The 22,261-nt window shown below is 45.7% G+C and carries 26 protein-coding genes; all 26 read right to left on the bottom strand.

The genetic code is table 11. The features are described 5' to 3' along the window. Window positions 1-5 precede the first annotated feature (5 nt). Window positions 6-275, bottom strand: coding sequence for a flagellar biosynthesis protein FliQ (gene fliQ / locus ACH97_RS17380; protein ID WP_020451404.1), 270 nt, complete (start codon window positions 273-275; stop codon window positions 6-8). A gap of 15 nt (window positions 276-290) precedes the next feature. Next, entirely contained in the window at window positions 291-956 is a 666-nt protein-coding gene (gene fliP, locus ACH97_RS17375) for a flagellar type III secretion system pore protein FliP (protein WP_020451403.1), read from the bottom strand. Then, window positions 949-1,623, bottom strand: coding sequence for a flagella biosynthesis regulatory protein FliZ (fliZ, locus tag ACH97_RS17370; protein ID WP_020451402.1), 675 nt, complete (start codon window positions 1,621-1,623; stop codon window positions 949-951). Before fliZ ends, fliP begins: the two co-directional genes overlap by 8 nt. Window positions 1,624-1,635: 12 nt before the next feature. Continuing rightward, the gene (locus ACH97_RS17365) at window positions 1,636-1,998 is read right to left on the bottom strand and encodes a response regulator (RefSeq protein WP_003181796.1); all 363 of its coding nucleotides are present in this window, start codon (window positions 1,996-1,998) and stop codon (window positions 1,636-1,638) included. Between the two features lie 26 nt (window positions 1,999-2,024). Beyond that, window positions 2,025-3,161 (bottom strand): flagellar motor switch phosphatase FliY, encoded by a 1,137-nt coding sequence (gene fliY / locus ACH97_RS17360; protein WP_020451401.1) that lies wholly within the window; start codon window positions 3,159-3,161, stop codon window positions 2,025-2,027. Next, window positions 3,151-4,149 carry a flagellar motor switch protein FliM gene (fliM, locus tag ACH97_RS17355; RefSeq protein ID WP_020451400.1) on the bottom strand — a complete coding sequence of 333 codons (999 nt, stop codon included), beginning with the start codon at window positions 4,147-4,149 and terminating at the stop codon, window positions 3,151-3,153. Before fliM ends, fliY begins: the two co-directional genes overlap by 11 nt. 35 nt (window positions 4,150-4,184) lie before the next feature. Beyond that, window positions 4,185-4,616 carry a flagellar basal body-associated protein FliL gene (gene fliL, locus ACH97_RS17350; protein WP_020451399.1) on the bottom strand — a complete coding sequence of 144 codons (432 nt, stop codon included), beginning with the start codon at window positions 4,614-4,616 and terminating at the stop codon, window positions 4,185-4,187. After that, window positions 4,613-4,828 carry a swarming motility protein SwrD gene (gene swrD, locus ACH97_RS17345; protein WP_003181786.1) on the bottom strand — a complete coding sequence of 72 codons (216 nt, stop codon included), beginning with the start codon at window positions 4,826-4,828 and terminating at the stop codon, window positions 4,613-4,615. The genes fliL and swrD overlap by 4 nt, the downstream gene beginning before the upstream one ends. 42 nt (window positions 4,829-4,870) lie before the next feature. Beyond that, window positions 4,871-5,671, bottom strand: coding sequence for a flagellar basal body rod protein FlgG (gene flgG / locus ACH97_RS17340; RefSeq protein WP_020451398.1), 801 nt, complete (start codon window positions 5,669-5,671; stop codon window positions 4,871-4,873). A gap of 27 nt (window positions 5,672-5,698) precedes the next feature. After that, on the bottom strand, window positions 5,699-6,166 hold the full coding sequence (gene flgD / locus ACH97_RS17335) for a flagellar hook assembly protein FlgD (protein ID WP_020451397.1): 468 nt from the start codon (window positions 6,164-6,166) through the stop codon (window positions 5,699-5,701). Beyond that, window positions 6,166-7,548 carry a flagellar hook-length control protein FliK gene (locus ACH97_RS17330; protein ID WP_020451396.1) on the bottom strand — a complete coding sequence of 461 codons (1,383 nt, stop codon included), beginning with the start codon at window positions 7,546-7,548 and terminating at the stop codon, window positions 6,166-6,168. Before ACH97_RS17330 ends, flgD begins: the two co-directional genes overlap by 1 nt. Window position 7,549: 1 nt before the next feature. Next, window positions 7,550-8,164 (bottom strand): MotE family protein, encoded by a 615-nt coding sequence (locus ACH97_RS17325; RefSeq protein ID WP_020451395.1) that lies wholly within the window; start codon window positions 8,162-8,164, stop codon window positions 7,550-7,552. 13 nt (window positions 8,165-8,177) lie between these two features. Continuing rightward, window positions 8,178-8,621 carry a flagellar export protein FliJ gene (gene fliJ / locus ACH97_RS17320; RefSeq protein ID WP_020451394.1) on the bottom strand — a complete coding sequence of 148 codons (444 nt, stop codon included), beginning with the start codon at window positions 8,619-8,621 and terminating at the stop codon, window positions 8,178-8,180. Between the two features lie 2 nt (window positions 8,622-8,623). Continuing rightward, window positions 8,624-9,937 carry a flagellar protein export ATPase FliI gene (gene fliI, locus ACH97_RS17315; protein ID WP_020451393.1) on the bottom strand — a complete coding sequence of 438 codons (1,314 nt, stop codon included), beginning with the start codon at window positions 9,935-9,937 and terminating at the stop codon, window positions 8,624-8,626. Then, window positions 9,937-10,704 (bottom strand): flagellar assembly protein FliH, encoded by a 768-nt coding sequence (gene fliH, locus ACH97_RS17310; protein ID WP_020451392.1) that lies wholly within the window; start codon window positions 10,702-10,704, stop codon window positions 9,937-9,939. Before fliH ends, fliI begins: the two co-directional genes overlap by 1 nt. Beyond that, the gene (fliG, locus tag ACH97_RS17305; protein WP_020451391.1) at window positions 10,688-11,704 is read right to left on the bottom strand and encodes a flagellar motor switch protein FliG; all 1,017 of its coding nucleotides are present in this window, start codon (window positions 11,702-11,704) and stop codon (window positions 10,688-10,690) included. The genes fliH and fliG overlap by 17 nt, the downstream gene beginning before the upstream one ends. Before the next feature lie 13 nt (window positions 11,705-11,717). Beyond that, on the bottom strand, window positions 11,718-13,319 hold the full coding sequence (fliF, locus tag ACH97_RS17300; RefSeq protein WP_057957853.1) for a flagellar basal-body MS-ring/collar protein FliF: 1,602 nt from the start codon (window positions 13,317-13,319) through the stop codon (window positions 11,718-11,720). A 50-nt stretch (window positions 13,320-13,369) separates the two neighbouring features. Next, the gene (gene fliE / locus ACH97_RS17295; RefSeq protein ID WP_020451389.1) at window positions 13,370-13,687 is read right to left on the bottom strand and encodes a flagellar hook-basal body complex protein FliE; all 318 of its coding nucleotides are present in this window, start codon (window positions 13,685-13,687) and stop codon (window positions 13,370-13,372) included. Between the two features lie 13 nt (window positions 13,688-13,700). Continuing rightward, window positions 13,701-14,153 (bottom strand): flagellar basal body rod protein FlgC, encoded by a 453-nt coding sequence (gene flgC / locus ACH97_RS17290; RefSeq protein ID WP_020451388.1) that lies wholly within the window; start codon window positions 14,151-14,153, stop codon window positions 13,701-13,703. Next, complete coding sequence (gene flgB, locus ACH97_RS17285) at window positions 14,153-14,542, bottom strand: flagellar basal body rod protein FlgB (RefSeq protein ID WP_048350335.1); 390 nt, start codon at window positions 14,540-14,542, stop codon at window positions 14,153-14,155. Before flgB ends, flgC begins: the two co-directional genes overlap by 1 nt. Window positions 14,543-14,893: 351 nt before the next feature. Continuing rightward, window positions 14,894-15,673: a GTP-sensing pleiotropic transcriptional regulator CodY gene (gene codY / locus ACH97_RS17280; RefSeq protein ID WP_003181756.1), complete on the bottom strand. Its 780-nt coding sequence runs from the start codon at window positions 15,671-15,673 to the stop codon at window positions 14,894-14,896. Window positions 15,674-15,711: 38 nt separating this feature from the next. Further along, entirely contained in the window at window positions 15,712-17,115 is a 1,404-nt protein-coding gene (gene hslU / locus ACH97_RS17275; RefSeq protein WP_020451385.1) for an HslU--HslV peptidase ATPase subunit, read from the bottom strand. A 16-nt stretch (window positions 17,116-17,131) separates the two neighbouring features. Then, complete coding sequence (gene hslV / locus ACH97_RS17270) at window positions 17,132-17,677, bottom strand: ATP-dependent protease subunit HslV (RefSeq protein WP_020451384.1); 546 nt, start codon at window positions 17,675-17,677, stop codon at window positions 17,132-17,134. 13 nt (window positions 17,678-17,690) lie between these two features. Beyond that, a complete protein-coding gene (gene xerC, locus ACH97_RS17265; RefSeq protein ID WP_020451383.1) occupies window positions 17,691-18,605 on the bottom strand; it encodes a tyrosine recombinase XerC in 915 nt (304 codons plus the stop codon). Window positions 18,606-18,671: 66 nt separating this feature from the next. Further along, window positions 18,672-19,976: an FADH(2)-oxidizing methylenetetrahydrofolate--tRNA-(uracil(54)-C(5))-methyltransferase TrmFO gene (gene trmFO, locus ACH97_RS17260; protein ID WP_048350336.1), complete on the bottom strand. Its 1,305-nt coding sequence runs from the start codon at window positions 19,974-19,976 to the stop codon at window positions 18,672-18,674. A 75-nt stretch (window positions 19,977-20,051) separates the two neighbouring features. Further along, window positions 20,052-22,127: a type I DNA topoisomerase gene (gene topA, locus ACH97_RS17255; protein ID WP_020451381.1), complete on the bottom strand. Its 2,076-nt coding sequence runs from the start codon at window positions 22,125-22,127 to the stop codon at window positions 20,052-20,054. Window positions 22,128-22,261 lie beyond the last annotated feature (134 nt).

Raw genomic sequence — 22,261 nt, 5'->3', positions numbered from 1 at the left:
TAAAACTACCCTGCAAAACGGTTTAAATTAGAGAACAGCTCAGTCGCGAATGATAAAATCGTCGACAGCATCCACGGGCCGAAAATGACGAGCCCGACCAAAACGGCGACGATTTTCGGAATGAATGCAAGAGTCTGTTCCTGTATTTGGGTGGTTGCCTGAAAAACGCTGACGATCAGCCCGACGAGAAGAGCGAGCGCCAAAAGCGGCCCGCTGATAAGCAATGTAACGTATACAGCCCTTTCAGCCATCGATATAACAAATTCTGAATTCATGTATTAGCACCTACTCTAAAAGCTTTGCAGCAAAGATTTAACGATTAAATACCAGCCATCTACAAGCACAAACAGCAAAATCTTAAACGGCAGTGAAATCATGACCGGCGGAAGCATCATCATCCCCATCGACATCAAAACACTTGCCACAACCATATCGATAATCAGAAACGGTATAAATATCATAAATCCCATTTGAAACGCGGTTTTCAATTCCGAGATGACAAACGCGGGAACCATCGTTGAAAGCGGAATATCTTTAATGGATTCAGGCGTCTCCATCTTTGCGTAATTCATAAATAAAGCCAGATCCTTCTGTCTTGTATGCTTGCTCATAAAGGTTTTGATCGGGGTTTCCGCTTTTGTGTAAGCTTCATCCAAGGTGATTTTATTGTTCATTAATGGCGTCAGCGCTTCTTTATTAATCTCGGAAAAAGTCGGCCCCATAATGAAAAATGTCAGAAACAGTGCAAGTCCGATCAGCACCTGGTTTGGGGGCATTGACTGTGTTGCCAGCGATGTCCGGACAAAGGACAATACGATGACAACCCTTGTGAAACACGTCATCAGGATCAAGATCCCCGGAGCGATCGAAAATACTGTCAAAAGCAGCAAGAGCCGGACGCTGGCGCTGACGTTTGCCGCATCGCTTGAATTAAATAAATCCATAAACTCATTCATGTTGATTTTGGCCTTTCTTTCTGCCTTCTGCGCGATTTTGTTTCAGTTCCGCGAGCTGTGCTTTTAACGACTCGGAAAAAGATGCCGTGCCGCTTTGCTTTTGCACGCCTGGAACTTTGACTTGATCCATCCATTTCTGCCATTCAATCTTGCTGTTCATCGCAGCTTCATGCTGCGTGAGAATTTCTTTATATTCCCTTTCATCATCGATCTCTTTCAGCAGCTGGATATTATCGCCGACACCGACGACCAGCACCCTGTTCCCTACTTTAATCAGCTGTACGGACTTGTTTTGCCCGAGCGAAGTTCCGCCGATGTTTTCGACATACTGGAAGGGTTTTAACAGGCGGTTGCGTTTATTCATGAATTTGACCAAAGCGTAGATCAGAAAAATGACGAACAGTAACGCGCCGATCATTTTCACAAAATCAAATATGGAAACGGAAGGAGACGGGGGTTCGGCCTCCGCCTCTTCCTTAAGAGAACTTTTTTCCTCGGTTTTGTCTTTGTCTTTTGCTTTTTCTTTCTCTTTGCCCGCACCTTTTTGCTCAAACAGATGGTCAACGGTCTGATCCCCCGATTCCTCTGCGAGAGCCGGAGCGTACGGCAGCACGAGAAAGGCAAATAGACAAAGGCCGGCTATGAAAATAAGAGGTTTCTTAAACAAGTTGTACACCCTTTAGCTTAGCGTTTTATTGATCGCTTCCATGACGCGGTCAGCCTGGAACGGTTTGACGATAAAGTCTTTCGCTCCCGCCTGAATAGCGTCGATAACCATCGATTGCTGGCCCATTGCCGAACACATGATGATTTTTGCCTGCGGATCGATTTCCTTGATTTCTTTAAGAGCCGTGATTCCGTCTTTTTCCGGCATCGTGATATCCATTGTGACAAGATCAGGTGAATGCTCTTTATATTTTTCAACAGCCTGCGCTCCGTCTTGCGCTTCTGCGACGACTTCAAAGCCGTTTTTCACTAAAATGTCTTTAATCATCATTCTCATAAATGCTGCATCATCAACTACTAAAATCTTGTAAGCCATTATTAATCTCTCCAATCAATCTGTTATTATCGTAATTTGCTGATTCGTTCCGCCTGACTTAAAATGTCTGTCACCCTGACGCCAAAGTTTTCATCGATGACGACGACTTCGCCTTTGGCAACGACGCGCTGGTTGACCAGGATGTCGACAGGCTCGCCTGCGAGTTTGTCAAGCTCAATGATACTGCCGGTTGACAGTTCAAGCACCTCTTTGACGCTGCGGTTTGTCCTCCCCAGCTCGACTGTGACGGACAAAGGAATATCCATGAGCATGTCAAGGTTTTGAAGGTGCGGCTGCGCGTCAGTCTGAGGGGCAAAGGATTGAAACTCTGCCGGTGCCACCTGCACAGGCTCTGAAACTTTTGCCGTCCCTTGCCGTTTAGGCGCAGGCTCCTGTCTTTGTGTCTGAGCAGGTGCCGGACTCGGACTAGGCGCCGGGTTTTCCTGTACGGGCGGCTGCTTTACCTCTTCAGTCTGCACAGGCTCTTCTCCGCCGTCCTGATTCGTTAATTCATCGATCAGGTCTTTTGCAAAGGTCAGCGGATAAAGCTGCATAATATGCGAATCGATCAGTTCTCCGACTTTCAGTCTGAAAGATACTTTGACGAGCGGGTCCTCTTTCGGAATTTGCTCTGTTCCTTCCCCTTCATTCACATCAAGGAGGTCAACTTCCGGCGGAGAAATATCAATCTTCTTGCTGAAGACGGTGGACATCGACGTCGCTGCGGAACCCATCATTTGGTTCATCGCTTCCTGAACGGCGCTTAGATGAATTTCGCCAAGCGACGGATCTGCGTTCGTCCCGTCTCCACCCATCATCAAATCAGCGATGATCGCGGCATCTTCCTGCTTGATGACGAGAAGATTGTTTCCTGAAAAACCTTCCGTATAGCTCACACCGATTGAAACATACGGGTGCGGGAACTCATCATTTAAATGGCTTTTTTCAATCACCGAAACAGTCGGTGTTGTAATTTCGACTTTTTGATTCAATAAAGTGGACAAAGCTGTTGCAGAGCTCCCAAAGGAAATGTTTCCGATTTCCCCGATCGTATCCTGTTCCATCAGGGACAACCCTGATTCCGGCTGCTCTTGAGCCGTATCATCGCCGCCTTTAAGCAGCGCATCAATTTCATCCTGTGATAACCTATTGTTATTCTCCATATTCTTCACCTCTTATGTCGTGATCTAGAATTTGAATCGCAGTCTTTCGATTCATTCGGCCGGCTTGTGCTAGAAATTTCGGTTTATCTCCGACCAAAACAGTAAGAGGTTCTGCTACTGATTTGTCCAAAGTGATACAATCTCCAATTTCTAAATTTAAAAACTCTTCAATGGTTAATTCCGATGATCCGAGTTCTGCGACAATTGGAATTCGCGCCGTCATAATCCGCTTTTCTATCGACTTTGTTTCCTCCGGTTTTGGTTCAATTCTGTCTGATTGCATCCAGTAGTGAACGGAAAGCTTAGGAATGATCGGTTCCAGGACGACGTGCGGGATGCACAGGTTGATAACCCCGCTGATGTCTCCTATTTGCGTGTTCAGCGAAATGACAACGACCGTCTCATTCGGCGATACCATTTGCACAAACTGCGGATTCACTTCAAAATCGGACATTTCCGGCTCGATTTCCGTGATGGATTCCCACGCATCTTTATAATTCGAGAGGCAGCTTTCAAATAAATTGGACATGATTTTCGTCTCAATTTCCGTCATGCTGTCAATTTTGTTGTGGCTCGAACCGATCCCGCCCATCACCCGGTCCATCATCGTATAGGCGATGGTCGGGTTGATCTCCATCATGATTCTTCCTTCAAGAGGGCGAACCTCAAACAGATTGAGGATCGTCATATTCGGAATGGATCTGATGAATTCCTCATAAGGAACCTGATCAACCGAGCTGACCGAGATCTGGATATAGGTTCTCAGCTGAGCCGAGAAATAAGTCGTTAGCAGCCTTGCAAAGTTATCATGAATCCTTGTCAAGCTGCGGATCTGATCCTTTGAAAAGCGGAGCGCCCGTTTAAAATCATAGACTTTTACTTTTTTAACGGACTCTTCTTTTTTCAGCTCGTCGGCGTCCATTTCACCGGTCGATATCGCTGAAAGCAGTGCATCGATTTCATTTTGGGAGAGTACTTCTCCTGCCATCTGTTTTCACCTCCATGGTTCTGTCATCTATGTTCCTACTGCAGATTAAAGGAGGTAATGTATACAGTTTTCACTTTTCCCTCTTTCATGTAGTTCGTGTTCAGCTTTTCTTTCAGCTGCTCTTTAAATTTTTCTTTTCCTTTTTGTCCTTCAAGATCATCTGCGTTCGTGTTTGCCAAAAGGGAGATGACTGAATCTTTAATTTGGAAATCCCGCTTTTCAAGCTCTTCTTTCGCTTCTTTCGAATCGGTTTCAAGCTTGATTGACAAACGGACCACATTGTCCGATTTCAAGTTTGTCGTGATTTCGGCGACTTCAACTGATGATTCGACCACTTCATCGATCGAAGGTTCTTTCGTTTGATCTTTTTCACTTGCGCTTCCCTTAATGACAAAGAACGCAGCGGTTCCTAACACAGCAATTGCCAGAATAATCGTCAGCATAATTCCTAGAAGTTTTTTATTCATTCAGATTCCTCAATTCTTTGGTCACAAGAAAGTATTTGGATTTTTTGATAGAATGACACGATTGTATCCACAACTGTATCTTCATCTTCTTTGACAACAAACTTTTTTCCGTTTGACAGCGTAATTGTCGTATCCGGAAAACATTCAATTTGCTCAATGAATAGCGCGTTCAGAATAAAAGGCTGTCCGTTTAATCGCGTAACTTTGATCATGTGTTATCAAGAGGCGCCTTTACGAGGGCGCCTCCTTCCCTCCTATCGCTTCAGATTGACGAGTTCCTGAAGAATTTCATCAGAGGTTGTAATGATTTTCGCATTGGACTGGAAACCGCGCTGCGCGATAATCATTTCGGAAAACTCTTCTGAAAGGTCGACGTTCGACATTTCAAGCGCACTCGTTTGAATCTTTCCTGAGCCGCCTTCTCCAGGCACAACGACTTGCGGAGCTCCAGAACTCAATGTTTCGCGGTAAAGGTTGTCCCCCGTTTTTGTTAAACCGGATGTATTGTTGAATGTCGCAAGCGAGATTTGGCCGGCGGGCTGGCTCTCGTTGTTTTTGTCGACATAAGTCACCGTTCCGTCAGGTCCGATGCTGAAGCTTTGCGCGTCTTGCGGAATATTGATTCTCCCGTTATCAGGCGTTAAGACGAACAGCCCGTCAGCAGTGACGAGATCACCTTCATCAGAGCGGTAGAAGTTCCCGGATCTTGTAAAGTACACTTCATAATCTCCGTCTCCCAATCCGACACGGAAATAGCCGTCTCCTGTAATAGTCATGTCTAGCTGGCGGCCTGTTGTTGAAGGCGCTGCGTTTGTGTGAATGATATCGATCGATCCGGTCGTCGCACCGAGCCCGACCTGCTGGCCGTTGACAGAGCCGCGGTTTGCAGTAGACGACGTCGCACCGGAAAGCTGCTGGCTGACAATATCTTTAAACGTAATCCGGCTTTTCTTATAGCCTGCCGTATTGACATTCGAAATGTTGTTTGCCACGACATCAAGCTTTGTCTGAAAGTTTTTCATGCCGCTGATTCCTGAGTATAGTGAACGTAACATAATTATTCCTCCCTGAATTATCTGTTTTTATTTGTCAGAATGACTGACCGCCGTCACATTCCACGGATTGACTTCGGTTCCATCGTCAAGGACAAGCAGATACTGTCCGTCTGAGCTTTTAACTGATTTGACGAGCGCTGTTTTTTCTTCGCTGTCTTCACCTTCATAGGTGACTTCTTTTCCGATCCAGCTGACATACATCGTCATCGGGTCCTGAAGTCCAACGAACGTCGACATCGTTGAGTTTAGATTCGTTAGTTGCTCAAGGCTTGAAAAGGTCGCCATTTGCGCAATGAATTCACGGTCTTCCATCGGGTTTAAGGGGTCTTGGTACTGCAGTTGTTTCATGAGCAGTTTCAAAAATTCATCCTTGCCAAGGTTGGAGCCGCTCCCTGCTTTCTCGGCTTTTTTTGCCTCGGATAAAAAATCGGGTGTCGTCGATTTCGTGTTTGTTGTTCCTAAAACAGTTCTTGTATCAATTGAAGTGTCAGACATTAGATCTCCTCCTCGCTGTCCTGTGATCGAGTCTCGATAAGATCATCCAAAAACTCCTGAAAACCCTCATTTTCCTGCTCTTTTTGCTGATCTTGCTTCGGCTGCTGCTGGTTTTTCTGTTCGTCCGCCAGCTGTCCGAAGGTCTGATCGCCGTTTTGAAGCGGTACACCGAAGCGGTCAATTTGTACAGACATGTTGGGCAGCGCCTGTTTAAGATGCGCGAGATTGTGTTCGAGCAGCTCTTTAGCCGACTGGGTCGATGCGATGATTTTGCTCGAAAACATCCCGTGCTGTTTGACGAGCTTGATCGTGATAAAGCCAAGATTTTCAGGATTCAGGCGGATCGTGAAACTGCCTGTCGATCTGCCGAACGGTGTATACTTCATCTGTTTCCATGAGCTGAGAATTTGTTCTGAAAAGCTTTTCGGCTGAGCGGAAGATTCCTCTGCCGCCGAAGTTTGGAGACCCTGGATCAGCACTGCGCCTGTCCGATGATTGGCCAGTACAGAGGATTGAATCGGCTGTTCCTTTTGGCCTTGCTTTCCTTCAGTTTGAATTTCCCTTCCGTTCAAAACAAAGGACAACGGCTTCTCAGAAAGAGAGACATCGGTTTTTTTGCTCATGAGCATTGCCTTTAGTTCGCTTTCCGCCATTTTCCACTCTTTTTGATCCGGTTCAGCGTTTGCGTTCATCATCTGCTCCATTACACTTTTCAAGCTTTTCAGCTCGGCGTTTGACATGGACAAAAGCTGCGACTCACCCGGATCTTTTGTGAAAAATTGGCGTTTAAGTTCATCAATCAGCCCTTCTGTTCCCGCCTTTGTCTGAAGAGCGGCGAGAAATTCCGGCGCTTGTTTCAATATTTCTGCGATTTGTGAAGTTTTGAGTGCCGGTTGATTTTCATTTACGATCACAGCGAGCAGCTGCTGAATCTGACCAAGAATTTGCAGGTCAGGCAGTTTCGGCTCTTCTGTCCCGCTTTCGTCAGCAGGCAAAGCTTCAATAGCATCAGCTGTTTTGCCTGATTGTCCAGGCAGAGCAGCATTTTCAAGCAGCTCTTTTATTTGCTGTAACAGCTGTTCTGCCAATGCGAGTTCATCCGGAGATGGATTCAGCTCTTCAACATGCTGGAGGGAATTCAACCAGTCTTCATTGAAGGAGCCGCCTTCATTATTTAAAAGCCATTGCTTCAGTTCATGCAAAAGCCCTTCCAATGACGTGTCCTGAGAAGGTTCTTCTCCCTTTTGAAAAGGGGAAAGTGAGCTGTTTTCCTTTTGGAGCACATTTTGAAAGAGTCCGCCCAGAGGCGTCCTGCTCGTTTTTGCAGTTGCGGTATCCGCCGCAGGCTTGGCATCAAAAGAGATTGCGTCAAAAAGCCTCAAGCTATTCCCCCCCTTCTTTTTTCTTTTCATTTTTCGCTTCGTTTTTCACAAGCTTTTCTGTGAATACAGCCGCTTTATCAGGAGACATTTTGGAGAGGATCTCAGTCACTTTCTTTTTGCTTAAAGAATCTAAAATGTTGATTGCCTCTTCTTCTTTTAATTCGCTTAAAATTTTTGCAGCTTTATTGCTTTGCATGCTTTCATAAATTTTGACGACTTTTTTTCCGTCTCCTTGACCTTCGGCGTTCTTTTCTTTCTGCTCTTTTTCATCTTTTTCCGTTTTTTCGAACGAGCTGATTTTTTGTTTCAGCCTTTTAATCTCTTGATCACTCGTTTTCAAGTCACTCGTCAGCGTTTCGATTTCGCTTTTTTGTTCATCGATCGTCTTTTGGAGCTTTTCTGCTTTGTTCTCCTGCTGCTTTGCTGCGTGATCTTTGTCCTGATCCTCGCCGTTTTTCACAAGCTCTTTAACAACGGGGATTTTGGAGGCTGCATCCTGGAAATTGACGCCCAAAAGCCACATGCCGACAAACGCTACAACGATTAAAAAGATCAGCGGAATGACGATGACAAACAAAAATGTCTGAAATTTACCGGCTTTTTTTTCTTCGGTCATCGTTTTTCTACCCCTAGCTTCCTTGAGTTATGTACTGGGCAATGGAGATATCGTCCATTTCCTTTAACTCATTTGCTTTGTTTTGCAGCGAATACATTTCAAACTGCTTTTCTTTCATTTTTTCAAATTTTTTCAGCTCGATATTTTTTTCCGTCAGATCGTGCTGTTTTTCATTCATTTCATTTCTCTTCATCATGACGAGCTTTTGATAATGGTAGATAGTCGTTTCAAGATTTGTGACAAATTGCTGATAATGCCGCATTTCCTGAACGCTCATTCCTGTCTGCATCTTGATTTCCTTGTTTTTTTCTAGCGTTTCTTTTTGGTTCATGCTTTCATACAGCTTTTCCGCGACCTTTTCGAATTCGGAAACTGAGTGCTGATATTCAGCGAATGATTGGTCTTTTTCATTTTCTTTAAGCTCGAGGAGCTTTTGAAATTTAAATGAATAAGCCATTCTTAATCCTCTCTTCCTGTAAGACTCTTTAATAAAGAAATGCTCTCTTCCAGCGACGCCGCTTCATCCACTTCCTGCTTGAGGAAGCTGATCAGCTTAGGGTGGAATTGTATGGCCTCATCAATTTCTCTGGAAGACCCTTTTTTATAGGCTCCTATGTTGATCAGGTCCTCTGAGTTTTGATAGGTTGACAGCATTTCCCTGAACCGGTTCGCTGCTCTTATATGATCTTTCCCGGCGATGTTTGACATCACCCTGCTGATGCTTTTTAAAATGTTGACTGCCGGAAACTGGCCTTTATTCGCAAGGCTCCGGTCAAGAACGATATGACCGTCCAAGATTCCCCTGACAGTATCGGCGATCGGTTCATTCATATCATCACCGTCGACAAGAACCGTATAGAAAGCAGTTATTGACCCGTTTTCCGTCGTTCCTGTTCGTTCTAAGAGCTTAGGTAAAATAGCGAACACTGAGGGTGTATAACCTTTCGTCGTCGGCGGTTCGCCCGTCGCCAGGCCGATTTCCCTCTGAGCCATGGCAACCCTTGTCACCGAGTCCATCATGAACATCACGTTTTGTCCTTTGTCGCGGAAGTACTCGGCAATCGCTGTTGCTGTATATGCCGCTTTCAGCCGCATCAATGCCGGCTGGTCAGAAGTAGCCACTACAACGATCGTGCGCTTCAGCCCTTCTTCGCCAAGATCTTTCTCAATGAACTCCCTGACTTCGCGGCCCCGCTCTCCGACAAGAGCGATGACATTCAAGTCTGCGGCCGTCTCTCTTGCAATCATGCCCATGAGCGTGCTTTTTCCGACGCCGCTTCCGGCGAATATCCCGACACGTTGTCCTTTTCCGACGGTCAGCAGACTGTCGATTGATCTGACGCCGACCGCCATTTTTTCTCTGATTGGCGGCCTTTTCATCGGATTAGGCGGCGCCTGTTCTGTCGAAACTTGAGCCAAACCTTTCGGAAGCGCGCTGCCGTCGAGCGGATTGCCGAATGCATCGACAACTTGCCCGATCAAGCCGGAGCCGACTTTGACTCTGAGCGATTCTCCCGTCGCTTCGACAATGCTGCCGGGTGCAATATTGGCCGCTTCCAAATATGGCATGAGAAGAATATTTTGGTCTTTGAAGCCGACGACCTCTGCTTTGATGGCCTTTGGCCCGTCACCTTTTGTATAGATTTTGCAGACATCGCCGATTGAGCATTCAGGTCCTTTGGATTCAATCATCAGGCCGACCGCTTGTTTGACTTTTCCGTAACGTTTGTAGGAGTCTGCGGTTTCTATACATTCAAGCAGCTGCTCAAGCATCACTGGACAACACCTGCCGTTTCAAGCAGGCTGAGCAGTTTTTGTTTCAGCTGCTGTAATTGAGTGTCGATTCCTGCATCAATTCTTCCGAAAGCCGTTTCAACATAGCACGTTCCCTTTGGCGCTTTTTCATCGGCGTATATCGCGAGATGGGCGCCATATTGGAGGAGCTGCTCAAGTTCGTTTTTGTGGCTTTGAACCTCTGTGTAATACTCCGGATCCACATAGACGGCAATGTCATCGAACTCCTTCATTTCGGACAGCACCTGTTTGACGAGGGCTGAAAAAGCTTCTTTGTCGTCAGCCTTTTGATTCCAAACTTTTTTAGCCAGCGACACGGCAAGTTCGACAATTTCTTCGGAAGATTGTTCGATTTTTTCTTCATAGTCACGCCTCGCCGCTCCGACGATGGCGTTGGCTTCATCCAAATAGGATTGATAAGTGCTTTGGGCCTCGGCCTTTCCCTGTTCAAACCCCGCTTGAAAGCCTTCTTGTTTCGCCTGGTCTATCAGCGCTTCGCGTTCTGTTTCCCAGCTTATCCTTTCCTCTTCGATTTGCCGTCTGACCTGTTCGAGTTCAGCGTTCGCTTTTTCGTATATTTTCCCTGCTTCCTGTCTGGCATGATCGAGGAGGAATTCCGGATCCTGTCCGGTATCAAGTTCAGTTTCTGTTTCAGGAAGTTTGACTTCCTTTAATGAAATCGTCCGCCTTTCTTTTGGCGGTATTGATGATAATCGCTGTTTAATAATGTTAGACAATGATATCATCTCCTCCGCCTCTGGCGATTACGATCTCACCTGCTTCTTCAAGTCTTCGGATGACGCTTACGATTCTGGATTGAGCTTCTTCTACGTCACGCAGACGCACAGGGCCCATGAATTCCATTTCTTCTTTAAATGTTTCAGCCATACGCTGCGACATATTGCTGAAGACGATGTCTTTGACCTCTTCGCTGGCCACTTTGAGGGAGAGAAGCAGATCGTCGTTTTCCACATCGCGGATAACCCTTTGAATGGCGCGGTTATCAAGCGTAACGATATCTTCAAAGACGAACATCCGCTTTTTAATCTCGTCGGCAAGCTCAGGATCCTGGATTTCAAGGGAGTCAAGGATCGTTTTCTCGGTACCTCTGTCAACTCCGTTCAACACTTCGACAACGGCTTCAATGCCGCCGGTCTGCGTGTAGTCCTGAGTGAATGTGGAGGATAGCTTTTGCTCCAGAATCTGTTCGACTTCATTGATGATTTCCGGCGACGTCCTGTCCATGACAGCGATCCGTCTTGCAACCTCTGCCTGCACATCCTGATTTAGTTCTGATAATATCTGACCGGATTGCACGGGATCGAGATAAGACAGAATCAATGCGATCGTCTGCGGATGTTCATGCTGGATAAAGTTCAGAATCTGCTCGGGATCCGCTTTTCTGGCAAAATCGAACGGTCTGACTTGAAGAGACGATGTCAACCTGTTGATAATGCTGGCGGCTTTGTCTTCGCCGAGCGCTTTGTCAAGCACCTGCTTGGCGTAGTGAATGCCGCCTTGTGATATATATTCTTGAGCAATAGCCGTTTCATGAAATTCCTGAATAATTTCATCTTTTTTCTCTGGTGATACAGCTCTGACATTTGATATTTCAAGCGTCAGCCTTTCGATTTCTTCATCTGTTAAATGCTTGTAAACGGAAGCTGACACATCAAGCCCTAAGGATATCATGAGAATGGCCGCTTTTTGTTTGCCTGTAAGCCTGTCTTGTTTCATTTTTGCCATTTCAATACTCCTCCTAATCCTCGGTCAGCCAGCTGCGCAACAATTTGGCGAATTCTTCAGGCTTATCTTTCGCCATTTTTTCAAGCTGTTTTCGTCTGACAGTTTCTTCCGTCTCTTTTTCATTGTTCACATCAGCAACACGAATCGGTTCCTGAGGCGTTTCATACCATTCTTCCTCGTATTCGTCATCTCTATTTTTACGTCTTCTGACAAGCCAGATGATGAGGCCGATTACAGCAACAAGCGCTGCTCCGCCTGCGATGTAAATCCACATCGGTATACCGCCTGTTTCCGTTCCTTCATCGATTGTCTGCTTGCCGTCGAACGATTGGACAGAAACAACGATTTTATTTTCAATATCCTCATCTGTCAGCGGCTCTTCTTCATACTTCTTGTCGATCGATGTTTTCACAATGGTTGAGAGGATTTTTTTAATATCATCTTCTCTTTCAGCAGGCAGTGACTGTGGGTTCTTCGCATCAGGCGGTTCAACCATGACCTGGACGCCCAGATCTCTGATTTTGTACGGACTTTCGGCGATTTCTTTATGGATTTTGTTGACTTCATTGTTGATTCGTTCTTCGCTTTTTTCGTAGTCTCCGTTGCCTGTTCCGCCTTCTGTCTCCGCATAGTTTGTTACATCGTTTTCACCTGTTCCGTTGACGCCTCCAGCTTGCGCTCCCTGTCCGGAATACGTTTCACTGACGCGCTCTGCGCTGACCGTGATCCCTTCCATATTTTCTTTGTCGACAGGTTCAACCAGATCTTCCGTCCTGTTTTCTTTTGTGAAGTCGATGTCGGATGTGACGGATACAACTACTTTATCCTGTCCCATCATCGTGCCGAGCATGGTTTGAATTTGTCTCTGCAGGTCCTTTTCGATCTGAGCTTTGACTTGCCTTTGTGAAGAGTAGCTGTCAGCGTATGAACCTGAATCTTTGCCGGTTTGATCGTAATACGTGGAGTTTTGATCCATGATCACGATGTTTTCCGGATCAAGGTTCGGCACGCTTTTCGATACGAGATGATAAAGGCCGTTGATTTCATTTTGATCAAGCGTGTGGCCGGGCTTCACCTGAAGAACAATCGAAGCGGATGCTTCCGGCTTTTCCTCTCCGACAAAGACGGATTCCTTCGGCAGGTTAATCATGATCTTTGAATCTTTAATCCCGTCTATTCCTTTGATGAGGTTGGAAAGCTCGGTTTGCGTTGCTTTCACTTTCAATACGTCAAATTCGTTGTCCGTCATACCGAAACCGGCATTTTGACCAAAGAACGAATAATCGATGCTTCCGCTTTTCGGAAGACCCTCTGCCGCAAGATCGACTTTCAGCCCGTCGACTTTTTCTTCCGGAACTTTAATGACTGAACCGTCAGCTGCAACCTCAGATGGAACACCTTTTTCATCGAGCACTTTTTTGATTTGGCCGGTTTCTTCAGCTGACAAGTCTTTATAGAGCGGCACCATTTTATTCGACGAAGCAACAATTCCAATGATGATTGACAGGATCACTGCCAGAGCGACGATGCCGATCATCAAAAACTTCTGCAGCTTTGATCTGTTTTTCCAAAAATCTGTTATTTTCGTTTTGATTTGCAATAAAGTACGATTCATCTTACTCCCCCGGTAGTTACACTAATTCTCTTCGCTTTCAGACTCCTTTCTTACATTTGCATTCTCATGATTTCCTGATAAGCTTCAACCGCTTTGTTGCGGAATTCCGTCGCAGCCGTCAATGTAATATTTGCCTTCTGGGCTGCAACCATCACTTCATCAAGGTTGACATCCTGACCGAGAGCAAGCGCGTTTGTCAGTTTATCAGATTCATTTTGAGATTGATTCAAAGCATTGATAGAATCTTTCAGCACGTTGGAAAAGCTGACTTGGTTCTCTGAACCGTCCTGCTTGTTCGTGATCTGATTTGTTGCATTCGTTCCCGCCTGCACGGGTTGAATTCCAAATGGAGAGATTCCATTAACCATTCGTGTCATCACCCTACTTTCCGATTTCTAGTGCTTTCATCAGCATTCCTTTTGTCGCGTTCATCGCTGTGACATTCGCTTCATATGACCTTGTGCTGCCCATTAAATCAACCATCTCTTTTAGCGGATCGACATTCGGCATCTGCACGTATCCGTCTTCGTTTGCGTCGGGATGCGTCGGATCATAAACGAGTTTAAACGGTGTTTTGTCTTCGCTGATCTTGGTCACCTTTACCCCTTCACCGACTCTCGCCGATGCATTCATCGATGATTGGAGCACGGATGAAAAAGATTCGCCTTTCGGAGCCGTCGATACAAGCTTTCTTCTATACGGCTGCCACTGTCCGTCGACCAGCTTCGCTCTTGTTGTGTCCATGTTTGCCAGGTTGGAAGAAACGGTATCCATTCTGACTCTCTGTGCAGTCAACGCCGAAGCTGAGATGTTGATGCTATTGAATACCCCCATTATTTACCTCCTGTAATCGCGGTCCGCAGTGATTTGAATTTGCCGCTTATTCTTTCAACCAGCGCTTGATACTGGATTTGATTTTTCGCCATTTCACTCATTTCCTGATCAACGTCCACGTTGTTCCCGTTTTCCTGATAACTTGTATTCTTTCTCGACACAACTGAATAATTTGACTCATTCCCTTTGAAGTCAATGTGTCTATAGTCTGTTTTTATAGCGTTAATTCGGGAGGACTCCTCATTCAGCACATTTTTGAAGGATACTTTTTTCGCCTTGTAGTTCGGTGTGTCTACATTGGCCAGATTGTTCGTTATGACTTTTTGCTTAATGTTCGCTTGATTCAAGGCTCCCTCTAGTCTATGTATTGTTCCTGAAAATATATCCATCGCCAAATACCTCCAATCTTTTTCCATCTGTCTCAAAATCTTGTCGAAAATTGCAAAAACCATAAGCCTATTGTAAGGAATAATAGGCTTAAAGTCTATGATCTGGACGCAAAAAAAAATCGTAATAAATATCTATTTTATGAATAGGTATTTCGACCTAGATTATAAGAACTATGTAATGTTACGTTTGTTAAAGTTTCAAAACATTATGTTAGTATATTTTTTATTCAAGCAACGCATTGATTCAGCACCGCATTTTAGTTGTTTTTGATATGAAAAAATTACGATAATATAGTTTAAAACGTGAAATAAAAAAAGCCGCAGAACGGCATGTTCTGCGGCTTTCATCTTTTAATGAGACTTTAGTTTTTCTAATTCCATTAAAAATTTGTTGTTCAGGACTTTAATGTATGTGCCTTTCATCCCTAATGACCTTGATTCAATGACACCGGCGCTTTCAAGTTTGCGCAGCGCATTGACAATGACCGAGCGGGTGATGCCGACGCGGTCTGCAATTTTACTTGCGACAAGCAGACCTTCATTTCCGTCAAGCTCTTCAAAAATATGTTCAATTGCTTCAAGCTCGCTGTAAGATAATGAACTGATCGCCATTTGAACGACCGCTTTGCTGCGTGCTTCCTCTTCGATCTCTTCAGCTTTCTCTCTGAGAATTTCCATTCCTACGACCGTTGCGCCATATTCGGCAAGGATCAGATCGTCATCCTCGAATTTCTCCTGAAGGCGGGACAGAATCAAGGTGCCGAGTCTTTCGCCTCCTCCGATGATCGGAACGACTGTGGTCAGACCCGCTTGGAACAAATCGCGGTTTTCCACAGGGAAAGCCGTATATTCGCTGTTAATGTCAAGGTTGGATGAAGTTTCCGGAATGTTGAACAGACTTTTTGTATAGTCTTCAGGAAACTGGCGCTCTTCAAGCATTTTTTTCATCCGGTCATTTTCGATCTGCTGGTTGATCGAGAAACCGAGAAGCTTTCCTCTGCGGCTGACGACGAAAATGTTCGAATCAATCACATCGCGAAGCGTTTCGGCCATTTCTTTAAAATTAACCGGCTTCCCTGCCGCATTTTGCAGCATTGCATTAATCTTTCTTGTTTTTTGTAATAAAGCCATAATAAATTGATCCTCCTAAATTACTCTTATTTAATTGTTTATAAAATAAACTGGCTTAAATCCTTATTCTTAGCGATCGAACCGAGCTTTTCTTCAACATATTGAGGCGTGATGACAACTTCCTCCATCGTTACATCCGGAGCCTCGAATGACAGTTCTTCCAAAAGCCGTTCCAAAATGGTGTGAAGCCTTCTCGCCCCGATATTGTCTGTGTCCTGGTTCACATGATAAGCCACTTCTGCAATCTTACGAATAGCATCGTCAGAAAATTCAAGAGATATACCTTCCGTCTTCAATAAAGCCTTATACTGCTTTAGAAGAGCGTTGTCAGGCTCAGTTAAGATTTTCACAAAATCATCGATGCTCAGCTTTTGAAGCTCAACGCGGATCGGAAAGCGTCCCTGCAGCTCTGGAATTAGATCTGAAGGCTTCGCCATATGGAATGCACCTGCAGCGATGAACAGCACGTGATCCGTTTTGACTGCACCGTACTTTGTCATGACGGTAGAGCCTTCTACAATCGGAAGAATATCGCGCTGCACGCCCTCTCTTGAGACGTCGGCCGATGAAGAAGCACCGCTCTTTTTGGCGATTTTATCGATCTCATCGATAAAGATGATTCCCGACTGTTCGGCTCTCAGGACGGCCTCCTGGGCAGCTTCGTCCATATCGATGAGCTTTGCCGCTTCTTCATTCGTCAGCACTTTTCGTGCTTCCCTAACCGTCAGCTTGCGGCGCTTTTTCTTTTTCGGCATCAGGCTGCTGAGCGCATCCTGCATGTTCATGCCCATCTGTTCCATACCCGAGCCTTGGAGCATATCAAACATGGATGGCTGCTGCTCCTCCACCTCCACGGTGACATAATGGTCTTCAAGCTCGCCGAGAGCAAGCTGATGTGCAATCCGCTTCCGGTTGTTTTCGATATCCGTGTCTTCATGCTTTTCCGCTTCATTCGTCTCTTGATCCTGATTTCCGCCAAACAGCATTTCAAAAGGATTTTTCGCACCTGACTGTTTTTTTCTTCCCGGTACAAGCAGGCGGACGAGGCGTTTATTTGCGTTTTCTTCGGCGATGCCTTTCACTTCGTTCATTTTTTCCTCTTTGACGAGGCGGATTGACGTTTCCACAAGATCCCTGACCATCGATTCAACATCTCTGCCCACATAACCGACTTCCGTGAACTTCGTCGCTTCGATTTTGACGAACGGAGCGCCGACGAGCTTCGCGATTCGCCTTGCAATCTCGGTTTTTCCCACACCTGTCGGACCCATCATCAATATGTTTTTCGGAACGATTTCTTCGCGCAGTTTTTCATCAAGAAGACTTCTTCTGTAGCGGTTCCTCAATGCCACGGCGACCGCTTTTTTCGCATCGAGCTGGCCGACGATGTATTGATCAAGCCTTTCGACGATCTGCCTAGGAGTCAGCGGCTTTTTTTCCATATGCCTCATATCCTTTCTATTCAAGTTCTTCTACAATGATCTGATCGTTCGTATACACACAGATTTCGCCCGCGGTTTCAAGTGAGGCCCTCGCAATCGCTCTTGCGTCAAGCTGGCCGCCTGCATGACGTTTCAACGCCCTTCCGGCTGCCAGGGCATAGTTTCCGCCTGAGCCGATCGCCAAAATGCCGTCGTCAGGTTCAATCACCTCGCCTGTTCCGGAAACGAGCAGCATGCTGTCAGCGTTCATGACGATCAGCATCGCCTCAAGCTTTCTGAGGACTTTATCGCTTCGCCACTCTTTTGCAAGCTCGACTGCCGCACGCTGTAAATTGCCGTTGTACTCTTCAAGCTTCGCTTCAAACATTTCAAAGAGCGTGAAAGCGTCCGCAACAGAACCGGCAAAGCCGGCAATGACTTTCCCGTTGAAGAGCTTTCTTACCTTTCTAGCGGTATGCTTCATGACGACAGCCTGACCGAACGTAACCTGGCCGTCTCCCGCCATCGCGCTTTTTCCGTTGTGCTGGACGGCGAATATCGTCGTTGCGTGAAAAGATGACATAAAAGAACCTCCTTTATTTCCCTTTATGCGCCCGAGGGTGATGAGACATATATGTCTTTCTGAGCATATCTTTAGATACATGCGTATACACCTGGGTTGAAGAAAGGTTTGAATGCCCAAGCAGTTCCTGAACGCTCCTGAGATCCGCACCCTCATTTAACAAATGGGTGGCAAAAGTATGGCGGAGCATATGCGGATGTATATGTAATGTACCCGAAGTCTTCTTGACCAGTTCTCCCAAAATGTAACGAACCCCCCTCGGGGTTAAGGGCCCGCCCCTTTGATTCAAAAAAATAAAAGGACAGGGCTCTTTCGCTTTTAACAGAAGGATGCGTCTTCCATTTTGCAAATACAGATCCAAAGCCTCCCGGGCGAATGAACCAAATGGAATATACCTTTGCTTCCTGCCTTTCCCGTGAACCAAAACCGTATCTAAAAACAGATCCAAATCGGATTCCTTCAGGCTGCAAAGTTCGCTTACCCGCATGCCTGTTGCGTAAAGAAGTTCCAAGAGCGCCTGATTCCTTTGACCGAGCGGTGTACTCAAGTCCGAAACCTCAAACAGTTCTTCAAGTTCTTTTTCATATAAAAATTTTGGAATCCGTTTATCCTGTTTCGGAAGACTGACAAGCAGAAACGGGTTTTCTTTTACCATTTTTTCCCTTAATAAAAATTTATAGAAGCTTCGCAGAGCCGAAATTTTCTTGCTGATCGTCCTGCGAGTAAGCCCTTTTTCATGCGCTTCCGTCAAGAAAATTCTCACATCCGGATAAGTCACGTCTTCAAAACCTTTTATGCCCTGAACTTGTAAAAAGCGTTCAAAGTCTTCAATAGAAGAAATGTAACCCACAATTGTATATTTTGAATAATTCTTTTCTATTTGTAAATATTCAATGAATAAAGTTAAAAAATTCTTAACATTTGCCATCATTACACCTCTTCGAAAAGGGCTTTTAAATGTTATCACATAACAAGTTCATCTGGCAATGAATAACTATAGCGTTTTCGAAATATTTTGAATTGTCTCCAATGCGCGCGAAGCAAACTGTTCATTTCGTTCCTGCTTGTTTTTAATTTTAACCCCCAATTCCTTGAACAGACCGAAGTTCGCATTCATCGGCTGGAAGTTTTTCTTGTTTGTTTCCGTGATGTAATGGGCCATGCTGCCGATCGCTGTTTCATTTGAAAAAGTGACCGGTTCTTTTCCCTGAATGAGCCGAGCCGCATTTATTCCGGCAACAAGACCTGAAGCCGCTGATTCAACATACCCTTCAACACCTGTCATTTGGCCGGCGAAAAACAGATCGTCCCGTTTTTTAAACTGGTAGGTCGCTTTTAAAAGACTCGGCGAGTTGATGAACGTATTTCTGTGCATTACGCCGTAGCGGACGATTTCAGCTTGTTCCAGTCCCGGAATGAGGCGGAGCACTTCCTTTTGGTCGCCCCATTTGAGATGGGTCTGAAAACCGACGATATTGTAAAGCGTGCCGGCTGCATCATCTTGGCGCAGCTGCACAACGGCGTATGGACGCTTTCCTGTTTTGGGATCTTCAAGACCGACAGGCTTCATCGGGCCGAACAGCATCGTTTTTTTGCCGCGCTTCGCCATGACTTCAATCGGCATGCAGCCTTCAAAGAAGATTTCCTTTTCAAATTCTTTCAATGGAACAGTTTCTGCAGACACAAGGGCGTCATAAAATCTGTCAAACTCTTCTTCAGTCATCGGACAGTTCAAATACGCTGCCTCCCCTTTGTCATAGCGGGATTTCAAATAGACTTTATCCATGTCAAGGCTGTCTTTCTCAACTATCGGCGCAGCGGCGTCATAAAAGTACAGATAGTCCTCTCCTGTCAGCTCCCGGAGCTTCGCGGAAAGCGATTCTGACGTCAGCGGTCCTGTTGCAATAATAGTCGGTCCTTCCGGTATTTCCGTGACTTCTTCATTGAGCACAGTCACATTCGGATGATTCTTTACTTTTTCGGTAACGTTTGCGGCAAATTCATGCCTGTCTACGGCAAGCGCACCGCCGGCAGGAACAGAACATTCGTCAGCAGCAGCGATGATGGCCGAGTCAAGAACCCGCATTTCTTCCTTTAATACACCGACAGCGTTCGTTAATGAATTCGCCCGAAGCGAGTTGCTGCAGACAAGTTCTGCGAATTTATCTGTATGGTGTGCCGGCGTTTGTTTAACAGGCCTCATTTCGTATAAACGGACATTGATACCTCGCTTGGCAAGCTGCCATGCAGCTTCGCTTCCGGCAAGTCCTGCACCGATGACATTTACTGTTTGATTCATATTCACATCTCCTAATTTATGAGTTGACTTCATCTTTTAACACAACAAAGAAGGTGAGCAAAGCCCTGCTCACCGCTACTTTTGTTGTTCTTCCTTATAATCGCAATTCACGCACTGCACTTGAACGCCTTTTTTGAGCTTTTTCTCGACAAGCATGTCCTCACATTTCGGACATTTCCGTTCAAGCGGTTTATCCCATGATACGAATTCGCATTCAGGATAGCGGTCACAGCCGTAAAAAATACGGCGTTTTTTCGATTTGCGCTCGACGATGTTGCCGGTTTTGCATGAAGGGCATTTGACCCCGATCTCTTTTACAATCGGCTTGGTGTTGCGGCAGTCCGGAAAATTGGAGCAGGCCATAAATTTGCCGTAGCGGCCCATTTTATAGACCATCGGGTGGCCGCACTCTTCACAGTCCACACCCGCATACTCCGGTTCGATTTCCACTTCCTGCATCTCGGCTTCCGCCTTTTCAACGCGTTTTTCAAAGTCCTTGTAAAAGGAATCGATGATCTGCACCCATTGAATGTTTCCGTCTTCAACGTCATCAAGCTCTTTTTCCATTTTGGCGGTGAACTCAACATTAATGATCTCAGGGAAAAACTCCATGATCAAGTCAAGCACGATTTGACCGAGTTCAGTCGGGATAAAGCGTTTGTTATCAAGGGCAACATACCCGCGCTTTTGAATTGTGTCAAGCGTCGGCGCGTAAGTCGACGGACGGCCGATTCCCAGCTCTTCAAGCGTTTTGACCAGCCTTGCTTCCGTATAGCGCGGAGGCGGCTGTGTGAAGTGCTGTTCGGGTTCGATATCTTTTGAAAGAACGGTGTCGCCTTCAGCGAGATCCGGAAGCATCTTATTCTTCTCTTCCATCTGATCGTCTTTTCCTTCAACGTACACCTTCATGAAACCTGAAAACTTGACTTTACTGCCGTTCGCCCGAAATGTCAACCCGTTGTTTTCAAGATCGACGCTCATCGTATCGAGTGTCGCCGGAGCCATCTGGCTTGCGACAAAGCGCTCCCAGATCAGCTTGTATAGTCGAAGCTGGTCTCTTCCCAATACCGCCTTCAGATCGGAAGGCTTTCTGAGCACCGAGGTCGGCCTGATCGCTTCGTGGGCATCCTGGGCGTTTTCATTCTTTTTGGCAGGTTTTCGCTTGCTCCCCAAAAATTCTTTTCCGTACTGTTCGCCGATGAATGATGCCGCTTCTTCTTGAGCTGTATTCGAGATGCGGGTTGAATCCGTTCTCATATAAGTGATTAACCCGACAGTTCCTTCTTTGCCGAGATCGATTCCTTCATAAAGCTGCTGGGCGATCATCATCGTTTTCTTTGCCCGGAAATTTAATTTACGCGCCGCTTCCTGCTGAAGCGTCGATGTTGTAAACGGGAGCGCAGGGTTCCGCTTCCGTTCTTTTTTCGTAACCTTTTTAACCTCAAATTTGTTCCCTTTGATCTGGGAGAGGATTTGTTTTACATCTTCTTCGCTTTTCAGCTGGTGCTTTTCGCCGTTTATTCCGAAGAAACTCGCTTCAAATGTTTCTTTGCCTTTGAGAAAAGACCCTTCAATGGTCCAATATTCTTCAGGTTTAAAATCGTTGATTTCTTTTTCTCTGTCAATGATAAGGCGGAGTGCAACAGATTGGACACGTCCCGCACTCAAGCCTTTTTTTACTTTTTTCCATAAAATCGGGCTGATTTTGTACCCTACAAGGCGGTCCAGAATTCTTCTCGCCTGCTGGGCGTCGACAAGATCCATATTGATCATGCGCGGATGCTTAAATGAATCTTTGATCGCATCTTTTGTAATCTCATTAAATACGACGCGGCAGTCGGAATTCAGATCCAGATCAAGGCTGTGTGCCAAATGCCACGCGATCGCTTCCCCTTCCCTGTCGGGGTCGGCTGCGAGATAGACTTTTTTTGCCTTTTTGGCGGCCGTTTTTAATTCTTTTAACACGGGGCCTTTCCCGCGGATCGTGATGTATTTTGGTTCAAAGTTCTGCTCGATGTCAACGCCCATCTGGCTTTTCGGCAAGTCTCTGACGTGTCCCATCGAAGCTTTCACTTTATATTTTTTTCCTAAGTATCGCTCAATCGTTTTTGCCTTTGCAGGCGATTCCACGATGACTAAGTATTCGGACATAACATTATCCCCCTCAAGAGGTGTTCTCTCTCTTTTCAATTTAGCCTTTTTATTGTATTCAGCATAATCGTCGTTTATATAATCATTATTTTTACGAAAAGTGTCTGATTTAATCCTTCTATATGTTGAACGCC

Origin of the sequence: Bacillus paralicheniformis (assembly GCF_001042485.2) — a bacterium.
GTDB lineage: Bacteria > Bacillota > Bacilli > Bacillales > Bacillaceae > Bacillus > Bacillus paralicheniformis.
This window is presented reverse-complemented; position numbering and strand designations above follow the sequence as displayed.